Genomic DNA, 18,012 nt, shown 5'->3' with positions numbered 1-18,012 from the left:
TCAGAGCAGCCCATCGCCGCACCCAGCCGGGCCATCACAGGCCGTTTTATTTTCGTACTGCATACATTTGCGCTACGCTTTGACAGACTCACTTTGCTGAAAAGGAAAACTGCCATGGCTTTTGCTACTGCGCGTCGCGGCATACTGCTCTTTGCCGCCCTGATGACGCTGTCTGGCACCGCACAGTCTGCCGATCCGCTGCGCGTCGGCTCGAAAATCGATACGGAAGGCTCGCTGTTGGGCAACATTATTTTGCAGGTGCTGAATAAGCATGGCGTGCCAACGGTAAATAAAATTCAGTTGGGCAATACGCAGGTGGTGCGCGGTGCGATAACCGCCGGCGAGCTGGATATTTATCCTGAATATACCGGCAACGGCGCGTTCTTTTTTAATCTGGCTGGCGATGCGGCATGGAAAAATGCGCAGGCGGGCTATGAAAAAGTCAGGACGCTGGACGAGCAGAAAAATCAGTTGGTCTGGCTGACGCCCGCACCGGCTAACAATACCTGGACTATTGCGGTACGCGGTGATTTGGCGCAGAAAAACCAGCTTGTTTCGCTGGCCGATCTCAGCCGCTACCTTAAGCAGGGCGGCACCTTTAAGCTGGCCGCCTCTGCCGAATTTATCGAACGTGCCGATGCGCTGCCTGCTTTTGAAAAGGCGTATGGCTTTAAGCTCAGTCAGGACCAGCTACTGTCACTGGCGGGCGGCGATACGGCCGTCACTATCAAGGCGGCGGCGCAGCAAACTTCCGGCGTGAATGCGGCGATGGCCTACGGTACTGACGGACCGGTGGCGGCGCTGGGGCTGCAAACATTAAGCGATCCTCAAGGCGTCCAGCCGATCTACGCGCCCGCGCCGGTGATCCGTGCCGCAGCGCTGAAACAGTACCCGGAAATCGCCGCCTGGCTGAAACCGGTATTTAGCGCCCTGGATGAAAAAACCCTGCAGTCGCTGAACGCCAAAATTGCCGTTGAAGGGCAGGATGCGAAAAAGGTGGCCGCTGAATGGCTGCAACAGCAAAAACTGCTGTAATTCACAGCAACGAAACCATGCGGCGTTTGATCCCCCGTAATCGCGTACTGCTGCTGCTGACCGCGCTGCTGATTGCAGCGCTGTTTCTTTTACCCTTCGCCAGTTTTGCACCGAACCGGCTGGTGTCGGGCCAGCCGGTGATGCTGACTGAACTGCTGCAGGGGGTGAGCTGGCTGATCCTGCTGATTCTTCCGCTTCTGTTGCTGCTGGTCTGGCAGCCGCTGAATCGTCCAACGCTGATCCTGACGCTGGCGCTAAGCGAAATTCTGCTCACCCTGCTGGTGGCGCTTGGCGGCCACGCGGCGCAAATGCTGGCCGGGCAGAGCAGCGCGCTGGCGCGTACCGGTTTCGGCAGCGGACTGTGGGCGGCTATCGCGCTTTGCCTGCTGATTGCCGCAGACAGCGTGACGCGCCTGACGCGCAGCGTGCCGTGGCGGCTGCTGTTGAATGCTCAGGTTTGGCTACCGTTGCTGGCGCTGCTGTTCGGCGGACAGCTCGATCAGCTCTCGCTGCTGAAAGAGTATGCCAACCGTCAGGAGGTGTTTGACCAGGCGCTGGCGCGTCATCTGCTGCTGCTGGCGGCGACGCTGTTGCCGGCGCTGCTTATTGGCATCCCGCTGGGCCTGATCTGCTATCGGCGCGCACGCTGGCAGAGCGTGATTTTCTCCGTGCTGAATATTATCCAGACCGTGCCGTCGGTAGCGCTGTTCGGCTTGCTGATCGCGCCGCTGGCAGGGCTGGCGGCGCATTTTCCCTGGCTGGGCCGGCTTGGCGTTAGCGGCATCGGTCTTGCACCGGCGCTGATTGCGCTGGTGCTGTATGCGCTGCTGCCGCTGGTGCGCAGCCTGGTGGCGGGGCTGCAACAGGTGCCGGCGGGCGTGCGCGAAAGCGCCTGCGGCATGGGCATGTCGCAGGCGCAAATCTTCTGGCAGGTAGAGATCCCGCTGGCGTTGCCGGTGCTGCTTAGCGGCCTGCGTGTAGTGACCATTCAGACCGTTGGCCTGGCCGTTATCGCCGCCCTGATTGGCGCAGGCGGCTTCGGCGCAATTATTTTTCAGGGATTACTCAGCAGCGCGCTGGAACTGGTGCTGCTGGGCGTGATCCCGGTTATCGCCCTGGCGGTGCTGGTGGATACGCTGTTTAAAATCGTTATCTCCCTGCTGCAAAGGAACGCCTTATGATTCAATTTAACCAGGTGAGCAAATACTTTGCCGGTAAGGCGGCGGTGGATGGCATCAATCTGCATGTCGCCGCCGGAGAATTTACCGTGCTGATTGGCACCTCCGGCTCAGGTAAATCCACCACGCTGAAAATGATTAACCGGCTGATTGAGCATGATGAAGGGACCATTCTGTTTGCCGGCGAAGAGATCCGTAGCTTTAACCCGCAAACGCTGCGGCGACGAATGGGGTATGCCATCCAGTCGATTGGGCTGTTTCCACACTGGACGGTTGAAAAAAATATCGCCACCGTACCGGGATTGCTGAAGTGGCCGCAGGCGAAGAGACAGGCGCGAATAAGTGAGCTGCTGGCGCTGCTTAACCTGGATGAGGGCTTGCGTCAGCGCTATCCGCATCAGCTTTCCGGTGGGCAACAGCAGCGGGTGGGCGTAGCGCGGGCGCTGGCGGCCGATCCTGAGGTGTTACTGATGGATGAGCCGTTCGGCGCGCTTGATCCGGTCACGCGCGGCGCGCTGCAGCAGGAGATGTTGCGCATTCATCGGCTTTCCGGACGTACCATTGTGCTGGTAACGCATGATATTGATGAGGCGCTGACGCTGGCGGATAACATTGTGCTGATGGATAACGGACGCATCGTACAGCAGGGCAGGCCGATCGAGTTGTTAACCCGTCCCGCCAATGAGTTTGTCCGTGACTTTTTTGGCCGCAGCGAGCTGGGCGTGCGCCTGCTCTCGTTGGGTAACGCGGGCAGCGCGGCCAGGCGCGGCGAATGGCTGGAGGAGGAGCCGGTGTCGGCGGCGATTTCGTTACGTGAGGCACTCTCGCTGTTTATCGCCCGACAAACCGATAAGCTACCGGTAACCGATGCGCAGGGCGTGCCGCTGGGCGTGCTGCACTTCAGCGATCTGCTGCGTCAGCGGGAGGGTGCATGAAACGGCTAACGCGCGATCCGCTGCTGTGGCTGATTGCGCTTTTTATCGCGCTGCTGTTGTTGATGCCCTTGAGCGGGCCGCTTTTCGCCCACTGGTTCCCCGGGCTGGAACGCCCGGTCTATCAGCAAGAGAGTTTTTTCCAGCTGGCGCTGGCGCATGTGCAACTGGTGGCGATCTCCAGCCTGGGCGCGGCGTTGACAGGGCTGGGCGCAGGTATTGCCGTGACGCGCCGTGCCGGGCAGGAGTTTCGTCCGCTGGTGGAGACGCTGGCTGCCGCCGGGCAAACCTTTCCGCCGGTAGCGGTGCTGGCGGTGGCCGTGCCGGTAATCGGCTTTGGCGAGCAGCCAGCGATTATCGCGCTGATGCTGTATGGAATTTTACCTGTGCTGCAAGGCACCCTGGCCGGGATCGAATCGGTGCCCTCCAGCGTTAAAGAAGTGGCGCAGGGGGTCGGGATGAGCAACTGGCAGCGTTTAACCCGTGTGGAGCTGCCGCTGGCTGCGCCGGTAATTATCTCCGGGATGCGCACCTCGGCGATCATCAATATTGGCACCGCCGCCATCGCCTCTACGGTAGGCGCGAAAAGCCTGGGATCGCCGATTATTATCGGCCTGAGCGGGTTTAATACGGCGTATGTGATTCAGGGAGCGTTGCTGGTGGCGCTACTGGCACTGGTGGTGGACCGGCTGTTTGAGCGCCTGCAGCGCTGCTTTAGCGGGAATGTAAGATAATGGTATAGCCCACCAGCATCAGGCCGCCGGTACCGCCGACGGCCATAATGAAAAACAGGGTGCCAACCAGAAATTTTTGCCAGTTCATACTACTGCCTGTAACGATCAAACAAGAGAGCGGATCATAACCCGATCCGTGCCTGGCGACCAGGCAATTTACGCCATTTTTAATTCGGCCCATGCAGGCTGATTGAGAAGCCCTGCTCATGCCAGTGAGTAAACTGCTCTGCTTGTCGACGGGTCAGTTTTTTACCCGTCCAGACAAAAATTTGCTGACCCGGAAACAGCTCCGGGCGGGGGTTATCCAGCGGTTCTGCCAGCACGTCGACACGCCAGCCCTGCTGACACAAACGCCAGGCTTCCAGCCAGATACGGGTGCGGTCTTCCACCCCCCAACCAATCAGCAGCGCATCCTTTCCCGCCTTTTTACGCGCGCTGCTCAGGTAAAAAGCGACATAATCGATCAGGGCGCCATCCAGCAGACTGCACATGGTTTTCGCCGTGTTTTGATCAAGCCCAAGCCGCTGACGAACCGGCACAAACACATGATCAATTAACGCATCAACAGGATGCTCACGACCGATATTGGCGATTTTAGCCCGTAGTTTCGCCGGACGAACGTGCCGCAGCACGCTCATTACCTCTTCCTGCAACGCCAGCCAGCCGTCATGCGTATCAATATTTTCGCCTTCCAGCAGCGATTTAACTTTGCCTACCGGCACGCCGCTCTCTATCCAGCGCTTGATCTCTTCGATACGCTGAACATCTTCTTCATCAAACTGTCGATGCCCGCCTTCGGTGCGCTGTGGCTTAAGCAGCCCATAGCGACGCTGCCATGCGCGTAACGTTACAGGATTAATACCACAGCGTTCGGCGACATCACCGATGCTGTACAGGGCCATTGACTGCCTCAACTTGCATTTTAAATACATTATCTGCGTTAACCTTAGCGGAGCTGAGTTAACGTGTACATAGTTTTTTTAGTTGTACAACTTGATCCAGGCCGCAAAGCCGGTAACTCTCAGAGGTCCGAGTGCTGTTAGCGATCCTTTTGCGCGGCGGACGCATAATGTTTACTGGTGGAGCAAAGATGATTGAATATCAGATTATTAATCGGCAACAGGCGATAAACGAGCTGGAAGCATTAACTGATGTTCTGCAGGGGTGTGTCAGCGCAGGTGCCAGCGTGGGATTTATCGATCCCGACGATCGACAGGTAATGAGAAATTTCTGGCAGGATAATTTTAACGGCCTCGAACAGGGCGATCGGCTGTTGCTGGTGGCGCGTCAGCAACAACGGATTGTCGCCACGGTGATGGTGTTATGGAATATGATGCCCAACGGACGCCATCGCGCTGAAATCAGCAAGCTGCTGGTACATCCGGCGGCGCGGCGGCAAGGCATTGCGCGTGAGTTGATGGAGCGGGCGGAGCAACTGGTTAAACAGGCAGGGCGCAGCCTGATGGTGCTGGATACCCGCAGCGGTGATATCGCCAGCCTGCTTTATCTGTCGCTGGGCTGGGAAGTGGCCGGAGCTATTCCTTATTACGCGCAGTCAACGGAAGGTGCGATGGATGCTACCACCGTGATGTATAAGCGGCTGGCCTGATTTTACGCTTTGCGGCTGAATGCTACGCCCGCTGTAGTGGGCGCATCAATGCCGGAAGCGCTCTTCCATATTCATCGATAAGCGGCTGACGCCAGCGTCATACTGTGTAAAAATACAGGTTATCAACGCAGGAAGAGAGCAAGATGGCATTAACCGCAGCGTTAAAAGCGCAGATTGGCGAATGGTATAAAGCGCTGCAGCAGCAGGTTCCCGATTTTATCCCACGCGCGCCGCAGCGGCAGATGATTGCCGAAGTGGCAAAAACCCTAGCCGGAGACGATGGGCGTCATCTGGCGATCGAAGCGCCGACCGGAGTGGGCAAAACCCTTTCCTATTTGATCCCGGGCATTGCCGTTGGCCGTGCCGAAGAGAAACCGCTGGTGATTAGCACCGCGAACGTCGCGCTGCAGGATCAGATTTTTAGTAAAGATCTGCCGCTGCTGCGAAAAATTATCCCCGATCTGAAATTCACCGCCGCCTTTGGGCGCGGGCGCTATGTTTGCCCGCGTAACCTGAACGCGCTGGCGACCGACAGCGAAAAGCAGGGCGATCTGCTGCTGTTTCTTGATGACAATCTGGTGGCCAACAAAGATGAGCGCAAGCTCTGTACCAAACTGGAAAAGTCGCTGGATCGGCATCAGTGGGACGGCCTGCGCGATCACTGCGAAGAGGCGATCGACGATACGCTCTGGCAGCGCTTAAGCACCGATAAGGCTAACTGCCTGGCGCGCAACTGCCACTGGTATCGCGAATGTCCCTTTTTTGTCGCCCGGCGGGAGATCGAGCAGGCGGACGTGGTGGTGGCTAACCATGCGCTGGTGATGGCGGCGCTGGAGAGCGAATCGGTGCTGCCACCGGCGAAACATTTGCTGCTGGTGCTGGATGAAGGCCATCATCTGCCGGAGGTAGCGCGCGATGCGCTGGAAACCAGCGCTGACATCACCGCCGCCTGGACCAGCCTGCAACTTGATCTGTTTGTGCGCCTGGTGGAAACCTGTATGGCGCAGTTTCGGCCAAAATCACCGCCGCCGCTGGCAAATCCCGAGCGGTTAAAAACCCACTGTGACGAATGGCGCGAACATCTTGCCAGCCTGACGCGCATTCTGGCGCTGTGGCTGCCGCCGGAGCCGCAGGAAGGTGAGCATCGCTTTGAAATGGGGCAACTGCCGGAAGAGATGCAAACCTTATGCGCCCGCCTTTTCAAACTGAGCGACGGTCTGCGCGGGCTGGCGGAAGGGCTGTTAAACGATCTCAGCGAAAAGAGCGGACAATACGATGTGGTGCGCCTGCACCGCACGATGTTGCAGATGAACCGCGCTTTCGGCTGGTTTGAAAGCATCAGCAAACTGTGGCGGCTGGCGTCGATGGAGCAGGCCTCCGGCGCGCCGGTTTCGAAATGGGTCAGCCGCGAGCTGCGGGAAGGCCAGCCACACCTCTTTTTCCACTGCGCCGGTATTCGCGTTAGTGAACAGCTGGAAAAGCTGCTGTGGCGAAAAGTGCCGCATGTGGTGCTGACGTCGGCAACGCTGCAATCGTTGAACAGCTTTAACCGATTACAGGAACTTTCCGGGCTTAACGAAAAGGTGGGCGATCGCTTTGTGGCGCTCGGCTCGCCGTTTAATCATGTTGAGCAAGGCAAGCTGATTATCCCTCAGATGCGCTTTGAGCCGCTGATGGCAAATGAGGCGCAGCATATCGCTGAAATGGCTCATTTCTTTCGCCATCAGGTGAAAGCGGGGCAGCACAAAGGCATGCTGGTGCTGTTTGCCAGCAACCGCGCCATGCAGCAGTTTTTGACGCACCTGAGCGATCTGCGGCTGATGCTGCTGGTGCAGGGCGATCAGCCGCGCTACCGGCTGGTAGAGCTGCATCGCAAGCGGGTAGAGCAGGGCGAGGCAAGCGTGCTGGTGGGCCTGCAATCTTTTGCTGAAGGGCTGGATTTAAAAGGCGAGCTGCTTTCTCAGGTACATATTCACAAAATCGCTTTTCCACCGGTGGACAGTCCGGTAATTTTAACCGAAGGGGAGTGGCTGAAGAGCCTGAAGCGCTACCCGTTTGAGGTGCAAAGTCTGCCCAGCGCCTCATTTAGCCTGATCCAGCAGGTGGGAAGATTGATCCGAAGCCATCAGTGCTTTGGTGAAATTGTGATTTACGATCGGCGGCTGATCACCAAAACATACGGTGCGCGCCTGTTAAAAGCCCTGCCGGTTTTTCCCATAGAGCAGCCGCCGATGCCTGAAGGCACTATAGCGCCGGTAAGCACCCGCAAACCCGGGCCCGAACCGGCGGCGCGGCGTCGAAAAAAGGAAAAGCATTAAATGTTGCAGTACAACAAACTGATTAAAGAAGTAGGCCGTGGCAAAAACCATGCGCGCGATCTGGATGAAGAGAGCGCGTATCAACTTTATCGCGCCATGCTTAACGACGAAGTGCCGGATCTGGAGCTGGGTTCGCTGCTGATTGCGATGCGTATCAAAGGGGAAGGCGAGGCGGAAATGACCGGTTTCTATCGCGCCGTACAGGAGCGAGTGCTTTCGCTGACGCCACCGGCGGGCAAGCCGCTGCCCATCGTGATCCCCAGCTACAACGGCGCACGCCGTCAGGGCAATCTGACGCCGCTGCTGGCGCTGCTGCTCTCGCGTCTTGGCTTTCCGGTAGTGGTACATGGCGTCAGCGACGATGCCACGCGCGTGACCAGCGAGACGGTTTTCCAGGCGCTTGGCGTTGCTGCCGTCAGCGATGCGCAAAGTGCGCAGGCGAAACTGGAGCAGGGCGAGCCGGTGTTTATCACCGTAGATAATCTCTGTGCGCCGCTGGCCAAACAGCTGGGGCTGCGCTGGCGTCTGGGCGTGCGTAACAGCGCACACACGCTGGCTAAGCTGATTACTCCTTTTGATGAGGATGCAGCGCTGCGTTTCGCCAGCGTTTCCCACCCAGAATATATTCCGCGCGTGGCAAAATTTTTCAGCGCGCAGGGCGGCAGGGCATTACTCCTGAACGGCACGGAAGGGGAAGTTTACGCTAACCCGCTGCGCTGCCCCGCTATTAACCTTATCCACGGTGCGGCGGCGGAACCGCAGGAGCTGGTGGCGCGTCAGCCGGAGTGCACCTGCGATCTGCCGGAAAGCAAAGAGGCGACGGTCACTGCCGCCTGGATCCAGCAGGTGCTGGAAAAATCCCGTCCGGTACCGCAATCATTACGGCTGCAGATCGCCTGCTGCTATCTGGCCAGTGGCCGCAGCGCCTCGCTGGATGAGGGCGTGGCGGCGCTGACGGCGGCGGGCTACTGAACCGACGCTAGCGTTGATTTATCGGCAGCGGCAAATGGCTCTCAACCAGCCGCTGCCAGAAGGCGACAGCCGGTTCAATCAGCGCATCGTTAAAGTCATAGCTGGCGTTATGCAGCGCACGGGACGGCGTATCGCCATCGGCACCGAGCCAGAAATAGGCGCCGGGGCAGGCTTCCAGCATGCAGGCGAAATCTTCTGACGCCATTGAGGGATCCACCTGCCAGCGTACCTGTTCCGCGCCGAACAGCCCGATAGCCGCCTCGCGCACGCGGGCGGCGGGCAGAGCATGATTTTGTGTCACCGGATAGCCGGGATACCAGCAAATCGTTCCCTCTACTCCCAGCGGCTGCGGCAGAACCTCCACAAACGACCCGATAAGCCCGCGTACTTTCTCCCTGACCTCGCTTTGTAAACAGCGCACGGTTCCGCGCAGCGTCACCGCCTCCGGGATCACATTAATGGCTTCTCCGCCCTGGATCTGGGTAACGCTGACCACGGAAGAGGCCAGCGGTGACAGCCGACGCGCAGGAATCGTTTGCAACGCCAGAATCAGCTGGGCCGCCGCTACAATGGGATCGGCACCGCATTCCGGCATAGCGGCGTGGCAGCTTTTGCCGGTAAGAGTAATTTCAAACGAATCGAGGGAGGCCATCATTGCGCCATCGTTGACAGCCAGCGTGCCTAACGGCAGACCAGGCCAGTTGTGCAGCGCATAAACGGCATCCATCGGGAAGCGCCGGAACAGCCCTTCCTCCACCATTTGACGTGCGCCGCCCAGATTTTCTTCGGCAGGCTGAAAAATAAAATGCACCGTGCCGCTGAAGCGGCGTGTCTGCGCCAGCCACTTCGCGCTGGCCAGCAAAATGGCGGTATGACCATCGTGACCGCAGGCGTGCATTGCGCCGGATCGCTGCGATCGCCAGGGCTTATCTCCCCGTTCCGTAAGGGGTAAAGCATCCATATCGGCGCGCAGGCCAATCGTGGGGCCAGGGCCGCACTCCAGCGTGCCAATGACGCCGGTTTTGGCGATGCCGGTCGCGACTTGTAAGCCAAAACTGCGTAGCTGTTCGGCAACAAAATGGGCAGTCTGCTGTTCCTGGTAGCCCAGCTCTGGCTGAGCGTGCAGCTGACGGCGCCATTGCACCGCCTCTTCAATTAACGCTGCGGGTAAACTCATAACGGTCCTCTCTTCGGGCCGCGCCTCTTTGCGCAGCGAATAACTTCACTCTAGAAGAGAGAGCCGATGCAGTCTATCGGTCGCGACGTAAAACAGTCGTAGTTATTTAATGGCTAAATCGCGGCGCTGTTCGGGAACCGCGAAATATTCATGCAGAAAGATCTCTTCCGCCGGATCCAGCCGATTCATTCCGCCAGTGTGGCGATGCCAGTAAGGGACGTGCGGCGCTGGGCGGGTTACTTTTTGCGTGCGTCCGGGCGTTGCAGCTCAAAGCGCTGGGCTTCGCTGATGCCGTACCAGGCGCTGGGGCCACCGGCGCGTAGAACCGGTTGCGCTTTGCTGGTCTGATAAATGCCCTCTTCCAGCAGCGTATCATCAATATGTACCGCAACCACCTCGCCGAGGATCAGCCAGCTATCCAGCGGCGCGCCGTCGGCATTCTGTAACTGCAGATGCTGCGTCAGGCGGCACTCAAAGTTAACCGGACTTTCCGCCACCATCGGCGCCCTGACCAGATCGCCGCTGATGGGCGTCACGCCCGCTAACATAAACTCATCCACCTCCTGCGCCACCGAAGCGGAGCTTTCATTGGCCGCTTCCGCCAGCGGGCGCGTGACCAGATTCCAGACGAACTCTTTGGTTTCCAGGATATTGCGCAAGCTGTCTTTTTTACCAAGGCTGGCGAAACCAATAATCGGCGGCTGATAGTTAAAGCTGTTAAAAAAGCTATAGGGAGCCAGGTTGCGTACGCCAGCAGCGCTGAGTGAACTGATCCAGCCGATAGGGCGCGGCGCAACGATTGCATTAAAGGGATCGTGCGGCAGACCGTGGCCCGCACGTGGTTGATAGGAGTAACGTTGACGAGACATAATTATCCTCAGAGTTAAGCGACAGCTTCATCTTAGCCGCTTCGGCGTGAAAAAATGCACCTCAATTGTTTACGGTTTTTTCCGGAGCGGGTATCTTACGCGCCGTTACCCAAGAGAGAGTCTGATGAAACAGCCCGCCACTAAAAACCAACTGCATCTCCGAAACCGTCATCGCGAGCGCTATGATTTTGCTGCGCTGAGCGCGGCCCATCCGCCGCTGCAGCCCTTTATTGTCACCACACCGCGCGGCGACAGCTCGATCGATTTTGCCGATCCGCAGGCGGTGAAAACACTGAACCAGGCACTGCTAAAATATTTTTATCAGATCCACAGCTGGGATATCCCGGATGGCTTTTTGTGTCCGCCGGTGCCGGGACGTGCAGATTATCTGCACTGGCTGGCCGATCTGCTGGCGCAGGATAATGCACAGCAGGTGCCGCGCGATATTAACGTGCTGGATATCGGTTGCGGCGCGAACTGCATCTATCCGCTGATTGGTTTTCGTGAGTATGGCTGGCGCTTTACCGGTTCTGAAGTGAACGCGCAGGCAATGAAGGCCGCCGGGGCGATCCTGGAGGCTAACCCGACACTGCGTCGCGCCATTCGCCTGCGTCGTCAGCCAAACAGCGATCGGATGTTCCAGGGCATTATTCATAAAAATGAGTTCTATCACGCCGTGGTCTGTAATCCGCCGTTCCACACCTCCAGCGAGCAGGCTGCGGAAGGTAGCGCCCGCAAGGTGCGTAATCTGGGCCTGTCGAAAGATGCGCCGCTCAATTTTGGCGGCCAGCAGGCGGAGCTGTGGTGCGAAGGCGGTGAAAAAGCCTTTATTGGTCAGATGATCAGCGAAAGCGTGAGTTATGCGCGCCAGGTAATATGGTTCACCTCGCTGGTGTCACGCCGGGAGCATCTGCCTGCGCTGCGCCAGGCATTAACCGACGCAGGCGCGCACGAAGTACGAATTGTGGATATGGCGCAGGGGCAGAAGCAGAGCCGCTTTATCGCCTGGACCTTTCAGGAGAGCGCGGCGCGGACGCGACTGATGAAGCCGCGACCCTGAGACATTTACTCCGGCGCCGGCAGGCTTTTTATTGCCGCCGCGTCGGTGCCGCCGTCGCCGGATGGGACAACCTGTACCGTCTGGCGCGGCGCCTTAATGCCTGCCGCATCAAAATGTTTTTTCACCAGCTCATCCAGCGCAAAGCGCACCGTCCACTGCTTTAACGGCTGAGTGGTAATTGATACGCGCACGGTAAAGGCGCGCTCGGTTAGCCCAACCAGCCCGGCAAAGTTTGGCTCGCCAATAATAAAGGCGTGAATATCTTCACGCGCCATCAGCTCAGCCACGGCGGAGCGCAGCGCGGCATTAGCGCGATCGCTATCTTCGCTGCGATCGACATCGTAATTAGCCACAAAGGAACCAATACCACGGACAAAGTTGGCGAAGGTGGTGATCGAAGACCAGGGAATAATATGATAAGCACCGGTATCCTGGCGCACCCCAACCGAGCGGATCGACATACGTTCCACGGTGCCGGTTAGCGGCCCGATGGTAACCAGATCGCCGGTATTCATGCCATTTTCAAACTGAATAAAAATCCCGGTAATAATATCTTTGACCAGTGTTTGCGAGCCAAAAGAGACCGCCAGACCCAGCGCGCCGGCCCCCGCCAGCAGCGGCGCGATATTAACGCCGATTTCCGATAACAATATCATGATGGTAATGGTGCTGATGACCACCGCCAGCGCATTGCGAAACAGCGTCAGCAGCGTACGCGTGCGTGCGCTGGGCATCGGACGACCGTGAATATCAGAAGAGAGACGGCTTTCTATCAGGCTGGCCAGTAAGGTCCAGCCTACGGCAGAGAAGAGCAGGATCATAAATACCCTGATCAGTACATCCACCAGCTGTTCGCCCGCGCCCACGGTAAGCCAGTACCAGAGGTCGAACAGCTGCCAGGCATTCAGCAACAGCAGCAGCACGGCGAAGACCGTGAGAATACGCGCCGCTTTCAGCATAAAAGAGATCCAGCCATTCACCCGTTTTTGTAGCTCTGGATAGTTGCGGCGCAGCTCAGGCGAAAGGGTAATGGTTTTACTGATCCAGCGCGTCAGCATGCCGGACACAACGGCACCCAGGCCGATAATGACCAGACTGCGCACCGTCGCCGACATCATAAATTTCAGGCTGCCGCCGGGGTTAAAGATGGAGAAGAAGAACAGCACAATAAAGTAGGCGCTGGCGATCCAGTGCCAGACAAAGGCGAAGGCGCGAATAAACAGCGTAAAAAAGGATAACGAGCGTTCGGAAAGCGCAATGAGCTCGCGCTGTATGCTGCGGCGGTTATGAAATATCAGCCACAGCGCCCAGCCGGTCATTAATCCCATAATAATGACGTTGACCAGCGCGCCGGTCTGCACATTGACCCGATTAGAGACAATCGGCACTACCACCAGTAATCCATAGCCAATCACGCCGCTAAGCCAGCTAAGGCGGGTATGCCAGTAGCGTGCCCGCACGTCGTTAAATGAAAACGGGCGTAGTTCAGGAAAGCGCGGACAGAAGATCATGCGCAGCACTGTCTTAAAGAATTCAATTAACGCAAAGGCATTCAGGAACAGGCCCTGCTGATAGGCAATGGTGCGGCTGCCCGCATTCAGGTTGTTGCTAAGGATTTGTCCGACAAACAGCGCCAGCGCCAGCAGCAGCAGATCAATCGCAAAGGCGCCGATAATGGTTAACGGCAGATGCAGCCAGCTGCCTGGCTGATTGCTTTTTTTGCGGCCCCAGTGACCCATATGCCGGTAAAGCGGCGTGACCAGCATGCGTATCGCCCAGTAAAAGGCGAACAGCGCCACGGCCAGCATCAGGAAGTGGTTAAGCGCGTTAAAGAAGGTGGCCTTGTTAAAGGCTTTCTGCGGCGCGGAGATAATGTTGTGATAAAGACGAATAAAACTGCCGGCGAACTGTCCGCTATATTCGCGCGTGACATCGGTAATGCTTTGCAGAACGGTTTTATCTTCCTGCTCTTCGGCGGCGACCGGCGGCGTTAGCGCTGGCTCGTCAGTGGTGGAGGGGCTGGCGGCGGCTTCACGCAGCTGTTTGATCAGCGCCTGACGCGACTCATCGTTTTCCAGAATGGTTGCCAGAGCAAGCCAGGCCGCTTTTTTCTCTTCGATGGTTGGCTCATGCGTTGCCGCTTCGTTGGCGGGTTTCTGAGCCTGCTGGCTGGCAACGGCAGCAGCGGGCAGCGACACGGCCTGTGCTGCCGATATCAGGCATAGCAATAATACACACAGAACTCCCTGACGCAGACGACACCACACGACGTTTATTCCCAACATCTTTCTCCCCAATAGCAACCGGTACGGCAGAAGCGCCTGAAAAGTATAGACGCTGATACTGAGGCAATAGTCTGAATCCTGAGGCCAGGCTAGCGGAGAAAATGACTTTTATGGTTGGACGAGAAGGACATGCAGAGGTTAATTCTCCCTTTTACACGGCTCAACAGCCAGTACGCAGGGCGGGGACAGTTATCTTATTCATACGGCTCAGCAGCCAGGGGAGAACCATCAGTAGATTGGTTATATCAGGGTAATAAAATCGTGCCTGCGCGGGGAGCCCAGGCCGATCGTAAAGACGCAAAAAACGTCATCCCTGACAGCTCGGCCCGCGCCGTCCATGGCGCGGGACGCTTTACTCTTCTGTCTGGGCTCCCCGCGCCTCAGCTGCTCAGTTGTCTGACAGGCCAGACCAAAGGTGCGATTAAGAAACGTGCTGTAAAAACTCGCGCAGACGTTCGCTGGGTGGATTAGAGATCAGCGCATCGGGCGGGCCATCTTCCGCAATGCGGCCCTTATCAATAAAGATCAGTCGTGAAGCCACCTGTTGCGCAAAGCCCACTTCATGCGTCACGATAACCATCGTCATCCCTTCCTCAGCCAGATTCTGCATCACCTTTAACACCTCATGACGCAGCTCTGGATCGAGCGCTGAAGTCGGCTCATCAAACAGCATCATCTTGGGCTTAACCGCCAGCGCACGCGCAATGGCGACGCGCTGTTGCTGACCGCCCGATAGCTCGGAAGGATAATGGTGAGCACGCTCCGCCAGGCCAACCTTCGCCAGCAGCGTTTTCGCCAGCTGATGCGCCGCCTCTTTTTTGGTGCCGCGTACCCGGATTGGACCGAAAGCGACATTCTCCAGTGCGGTCATCTGCGGAAACAGATGAAACTGCTGGAAAACCATGCCCGCTTCCTGACGAATCAGACGCTCATCCACTTTGGGATCGTTAACTTTTAACCCATCGACGATCAGCTCGCCGCTGGTGATCTCCTCCAGCTTGTTGATACAACGCAGCAGGGTGGACTTACCCGAGCCGGATGGGCCGATAATCACCACCACTTCGCCCTGATTAATCTTCAGATCGATATTGTGCAGCACCTGGGTTTGTCCAAAGTGCTTGGAAACGTTTTTAAATTCAATCACAGGATTTTCATCCTTTTTTCAAGGCGACGCAGCACGAAGCTCAACACCAACGTAATAACCAAATAGATAATCGCCACCGCACTCCAGATTTCCAGCGCGCGGAAGTTACCGGCAATAATTTCCTGCCCCTGACGGGTCAGCTCGGCAACGCCGATAACGATAAACAGCGAGGTATCCTTGATACTGACAATCCACTGGTTGCCCAGCGGCGGCAGCATACGGCGCAGCGCCAGCGGCATAATCACATAGCGCAGAGTTTCCCGACGCGACAGGCCAAGCGCCAGACCTGCTTCCCGGAATCCTTTGTTAATCGACAGCACCGCGCCACGGGTAATTTCCGCAATGTAGGCACCGGAGTTGATGATAATCGTCACTACCGCCGCAGTGAAGGGATCGATACGCAGGTCAGGTATGGCCATCGGCAGGGCAAAATAGATAAACATCACCTGCACCACAATCGGCGTACCGCGAATCAGCTCAATGAAAACCAGCGCGATATTATTGGTCAGCCAGCCGCCGTAGGCGCGGGCGAAACCGGCGATAACGCCGATAACCAGGCCGCCAATCAGGCCAAGTACTGAGATCAGCAGGGTCATTTTGGCCCCTTCCAGCAGAAGGGGAATGGCTGGCCAGATCACGCTCCAGTCAAATTCCATGGTGTTTTCTCCGGAAAAAATCCGTCATTGTTGCAATAAAGAAACGCAGGGATGCGTAGGCATCCCTGACGTGGTTAACGCTTTCAGGTTGCAGGTTTATTTCGGCTCGCTGCCGAACCATTTTTTATAGATGGTATTGTAGGTGCCGTTGTCACGCAGCGTTTTCAGCGCGCCGTTGATCTTCTCGCGCAGTTCATCGCTTCCTTTCGGCAGGGCGATGCCATATTGCTGTGCTTCAAGAGAGTCGCCTACCGCTTTAAACTGCCCACGGCCTGCGGTGTTGATAAAATAGAGGATGTTTGGCGTATCGTGCAGCACGGCATCCGCACGGTTGGTGCCCAACTCCATGTAGGCGTTATCAATGTTCGGGAACTGGCGCAGATCTTTGGTTTTAATATGCTTTTTAGCATAGTCAACCGAGCCGGTGCCGCTCTTCACGGCAACCACTTTGCCGTTAAGATCGTTGATGCCTTTTACTTCATCATTATTGGCTTTCACCATCACCAGCAGACCGCTTTTGTAGTAGCCATCAGAAAAATCGATCGCTTTTTTACGCTCATCGGTAATGGTAATGCCCGCCAGGGCGAGATCGACATTACGCGTCTGCAGGGCAGGAATAATACCGCTGAAATCCATCGGCTTCAGGCTATAGGAAAGGTTGAGCTGTTTTGCGATGGCATCCCACAAATCAATGTCGAAGCCGACATACTTGTCGCCCTGCTTAAATTCAAACGGGACGAACGCTGTATCGGTTGCGACAACCAGTTTTTTCTCCGCCGCGGTGGCGGAAACGGCAAACGTTAACGCTAAAGCAGCAAGGGAAAGCTTAAAAACAGACTTCATCATTTTATCCTTATTACCGATGCGGTACCTGTTGCACCGCTGTTGCTGATGGTCATATGAAAAATCTATGCCAACTTTATATCACTGGATGAAACCAGTGCTTAACGGACAGGATAAGCCCAAAGATTCAGATAATTCTGCCAATGCACTAAAGTTGTGACCCTTTTTGGTGCATTGACGTAATTTGGTGCAATGCCCTCAGGGATTGAGCCAGAAAAAGGGGGGAAGGTGAACCGTGAAGTGTTTAAATTGTTAAATATGTCATAAATACATGTTAAAAAGGCAAAAAACAAGCGGATGGCAACCATCCGCTTGTTTGCTGAATCAATGTCAGATTATTCAATGTTTGATTCAATAAACCACAGGAACTTGTCCAGATCGCGTGACGCAGCGGTAAGAATATCCGCTGTGTCTTCATCTTTAACTTCGCCGATTGCTTTACGCACGTCGTTAGCTACCAGACCGTAGCGATCTGCCAGCGCTTTCAGATGATCCTGTACGCTATGAATATTCAGCGGGTAGCTCTGCAGCGGGGTCTTATCTACCACTACCTGTGCGGTACCCAACGCCACGCCCCCCAGCTGTACCACACGTTCTGCCATGGTATCCTGGTGGTCGGTGATCGTAGTACGGAAGCCGTCCAGCATCTCGTGTACGCCAATAAAGTTAGCGCCACGCATATTCCAGTGCGCCTGCTTAGTGATCAGCGACAGGTCGATGAATTCAACAACCAGACGATTAAGTACCTCGATGGTGGCTTTTTTCTCACTCTCTGCCACGTCATTACGGGTGTAGATCAGATCGGAAGATGTGTTTTTTACCAGTTTTGCGGTACTCATCATTAATATCCTCTAATGTCGTATGTCCTAATTAAGCACGGAATTAAGTATAGCACCGGATTTAGAGGCTGCAGGAAAGTTACTGCCTATTGAACAGATAGCGCTTATCAAACTGTTGGGTAAAGAAATTTTTTAGCGCTTTGGTCAGTGAACCAACAGAGAAAATGGCATGCGCAAAGATTGAATTATTTAACTACATGAATTTAAAAGGTTATTTTTCATGTTGTACAGGCGGGAGATATTGAGAATAAATTTTATGAAATATAACAAAATATAAACAAGATAATTTCATCACGGCCTTAAGAATATTACAAAAATAATAAACAGACCCTTATTCAGCCTGTTAAGTCAGGCTAAATAA

Annotated in this window: 16 protein-coding genes; 8 read left to right on the top strand and 8 right to left on the bottom strand. The window is 56.1% G+C overall.

The genetic code is table 11. From position 1 onward, the window contains the following. Window positions 1–114: 114 nt before the first annotated feature. The 4 genes from osmF to B1H58_RS00625 are packed head-to-tail and all read left to right on the top strand — an operon-like array spanning window position 115 to window position 3,879. Entirely contained in the window at window positions 115–1,035 is a 921-nt protein-coding gene (osmF, locus tag B1H58_RS00640; RefSeq protein WP_085067501.1) for a glycine betaine ABC transporter substrate-binding protein OsmF, read from the top strand. A gap of 17 nt (window positions 1,036–1,052) precedes the next feature. Then, window positions 1,053–2,216, top strand: a complete 1,164-nt coding sequence (locus B1H58_RS00635) for an ABC transporter permease (RefSeq protein ID WP_085072201.1) — start codon at window positions 1,053–1,055, stop codon at window positions 2,214–2,216. After that, window positions 2,213–3,148, top strand: coding sequence for an ABC transporter ATP-binding protein (locus tag B1H58_RS00630; protein ID WP_085067500.1), 936 nt, complete (start codon window positions 2,213–2,215; stop codon window positions 3,146–3,148). Before B1H58_RS00635 ends, B1H58_RS00630 begins: the two co-directional genes overlap by 4 nt. Beyond that, window positions 3,145–3,879, top strand: coding sequence for an ABC transporter permease (locus B1H58_RS00625; RefSeq protein ID WP_085067499.1), 735 nt, complete (start codon window positions 3,145–3,147; stop codon window positions 3,877–3,879). The genes B1H58_RS00630 and B1H58_RS00625 overlap by 4 nt, the downstream gene beginning before the upstream one ends. Window positions 3,880–4,046: 167 nt before the next feature. On the opposite strand, the gene B1H58_RS00620 is transcribed toward B1H58_RS00625, so the two are convergent. Beyond that, entirely contained in the window at window positions 4,047–4,781 is a 735-nt protein-coding gene (locus B1H58_RS00620) for a MerR family transcriptional regulator (protein WP_085067498.1), read from the bottom strand. 188 nt (window positions 4,782–4,969) lie between these two features. Here B1H58_RS00620 and B1H58_RS00615 point away from each other — a divergent pair, with 188 nt between their 5' ends. The 3 genes from B1H58_RS00615 to ybiB all read left to right on the top strand — a co-directional run bounded on the left by B1H58_RS00615 (window position 4,970) and on the right by ybiB (window position 8,778). After that, window positions 4,970–5,488, top strand: coding sequence for a GNAT family N-acetyltransferase (locus B1H58_RS00615; protein ID WP_085067497.1), 519 nt, complete (start codon window positions 4,970–4,972; stop codon window positions 5,486–5,488). 143 nt (window positions 5,489–5,631) lie between these two features. Continuing rightward, a complete protein-coding gene (gene dinG, locus B1H58_RS00610; RefSeq protein WP_085067496.1) occupies window positions 5,632–7,806 on the top strand; it encodes an ATP-dependent DNA helicase DinG in 2,175 nt (724 codons plus the stop codon). A 3-nt stretch (window positions 7,807–7,809) separates the two neighbouring features. Further along, window positions 7,810–8,778, top strand: a complete 969-nt coding sequence (ybiB, locus tag B1H58_RS00605) for a DNA-binding protein YbiB (RefSeq protein ID WP_085072200.1) — start codon at window positions 7,810–7,812, stop codon at window positions 8,776–8,778. A gap of 7 nt (window positions 8,779–8,785) precedes the next feature. Here the strand turns inward: ybiB and B1H58_RS00600 are convergent, their stop codons facing one another. Both B1H58_RS00600 and B1H58_RS00595 read right to left on the bottom strand, forming a co-directional pair. Further along, window positions 8,786–9,955: a M20 aminoacylase family protein gene (locus B1H58_RS00600; RefSeq protein WP_085067495.1), complete on the bottom strand. Its 1,170-nt coding sequence runs from the start codon at window positions 9,953–9,955 to the stop codon at window positions 8,786–8,788. A 236-nt stretch (window positions 9,956–10,191) separates the two neighbouring features. Beyond that, the gene (locus tag B1H58_RS00595; protein ID WP_085067494.1) at window positions 10,192–10,824 is read right to left on the bottom strand and encodes a flavin reductase family protein; all 633 of its coding nucleotides are present in this window, start codon (window positions 10,822–10,824) and stop codon (window positions 10,192–10,194) included. Window positions 10,825–10,948: 124 nt separating this feature from the next. On the opposite strand from B1H58_RS00595, the gene rlmF reads away from it, so the two are divergent. Then, window positions 10,949–11,884, top strand: a complete 936-nt coding sequence (gene rlmF, locus B1H58_RS00590) for a 23S rRNA (adenine(1618)-N(6))-methyltransferase RlmF (protein ID WP_085067493.1) — start codon at window positions 10,949–10,951, stop codon at window positions 11,882–11,884. A gap of 5 nt (window positions 11,885–11,889) precedes the next feature. Here the strand turns inward: rlmF and ybiO are convergent, their stop codons facing one another. The 5 genes from ybiO to dps all read right to left on the bottom strand — a co-directional run bounded on the left by ybiO (window position 11,890) and on the right by dps (window position 17,651). Then, complete coding sequence (ybiO, locus tag B1H58_RS00585; RefSeq protein WP_085067492.1) at window positions 11,890–14,169, bottom strand: mechanosensitive channel protein; 2,280 nt, start codon at window positions 14,167–14,169, stop codon at window positions 11,890–11,892. 421 nt (window positions 14,170–14,590) lie between these two features. Beyond that, window positions 14,591–15,313, bottom strand: a complete 723-nt coding sequence (glnQ, locus tag B1H58_RS00580) for a glutamine ABC transporter ATP-binding protein GlnQ (protein WP_085067491.1) — start codon at window positions 15,311–15,313, stop codon at window positions 14,591–14,593. Continuing rightward, the gene (gene glnP / locus B1H58_RS00575) at window positions 15,310–15,969 is read right to left on the bottom strand and encodes a glutamine ABC transporter permease GlnP (protein ID WP_085067490.1); all 660 of its coding nucleotides are present in this window, start codon (window positions 15,967–15,969) and stop codon (window positions 15,310–15,312) included. Before glnP ends, glnQ begins: the two co-directional genes overlap by 4 nt. A gap of 96 nt (window positions 15,970–16,065) precedes the next feature. Then, a complete protein-coding gene (gene glnH, locus B1H58_RS00570; protein WP_085067489.1) occupies window positions 16,066–16,812 on the bottom strand; it encodes a glutamine ABC transporter substrate-binding protein GlnH in 747 nt (248 codons plus the stop codon). 335 nt (window positions 16,813–17,147) lie between these two features. Next, window positions 17,148–17,651 (bottom strand): DNA starvation/stationary phase protection protein Dps, encoded by a 504-nt coding sequence (gene dps / locus B1H58_RS00565; protein WP_085067488.1) that lies wholly within the window; start codon window positions 17,649–17,651, stop codon window positions 17,148–17,150. Window positions 17,652–18,012: the final 361 nt, after the last annotated feature.

The organism is Pantoea alhagi, from assembly GCF_002101395.1.
Classification (GTDB): Bacteria; Pseudomonadota; Gammaproteobacteria; order Enterobacterales; family Enterobacteriaceae; genus Mixta; species Mixta alhagi.
This window is presented reverse-complemented; position numbering and strand designations above follow the sequence as displayed.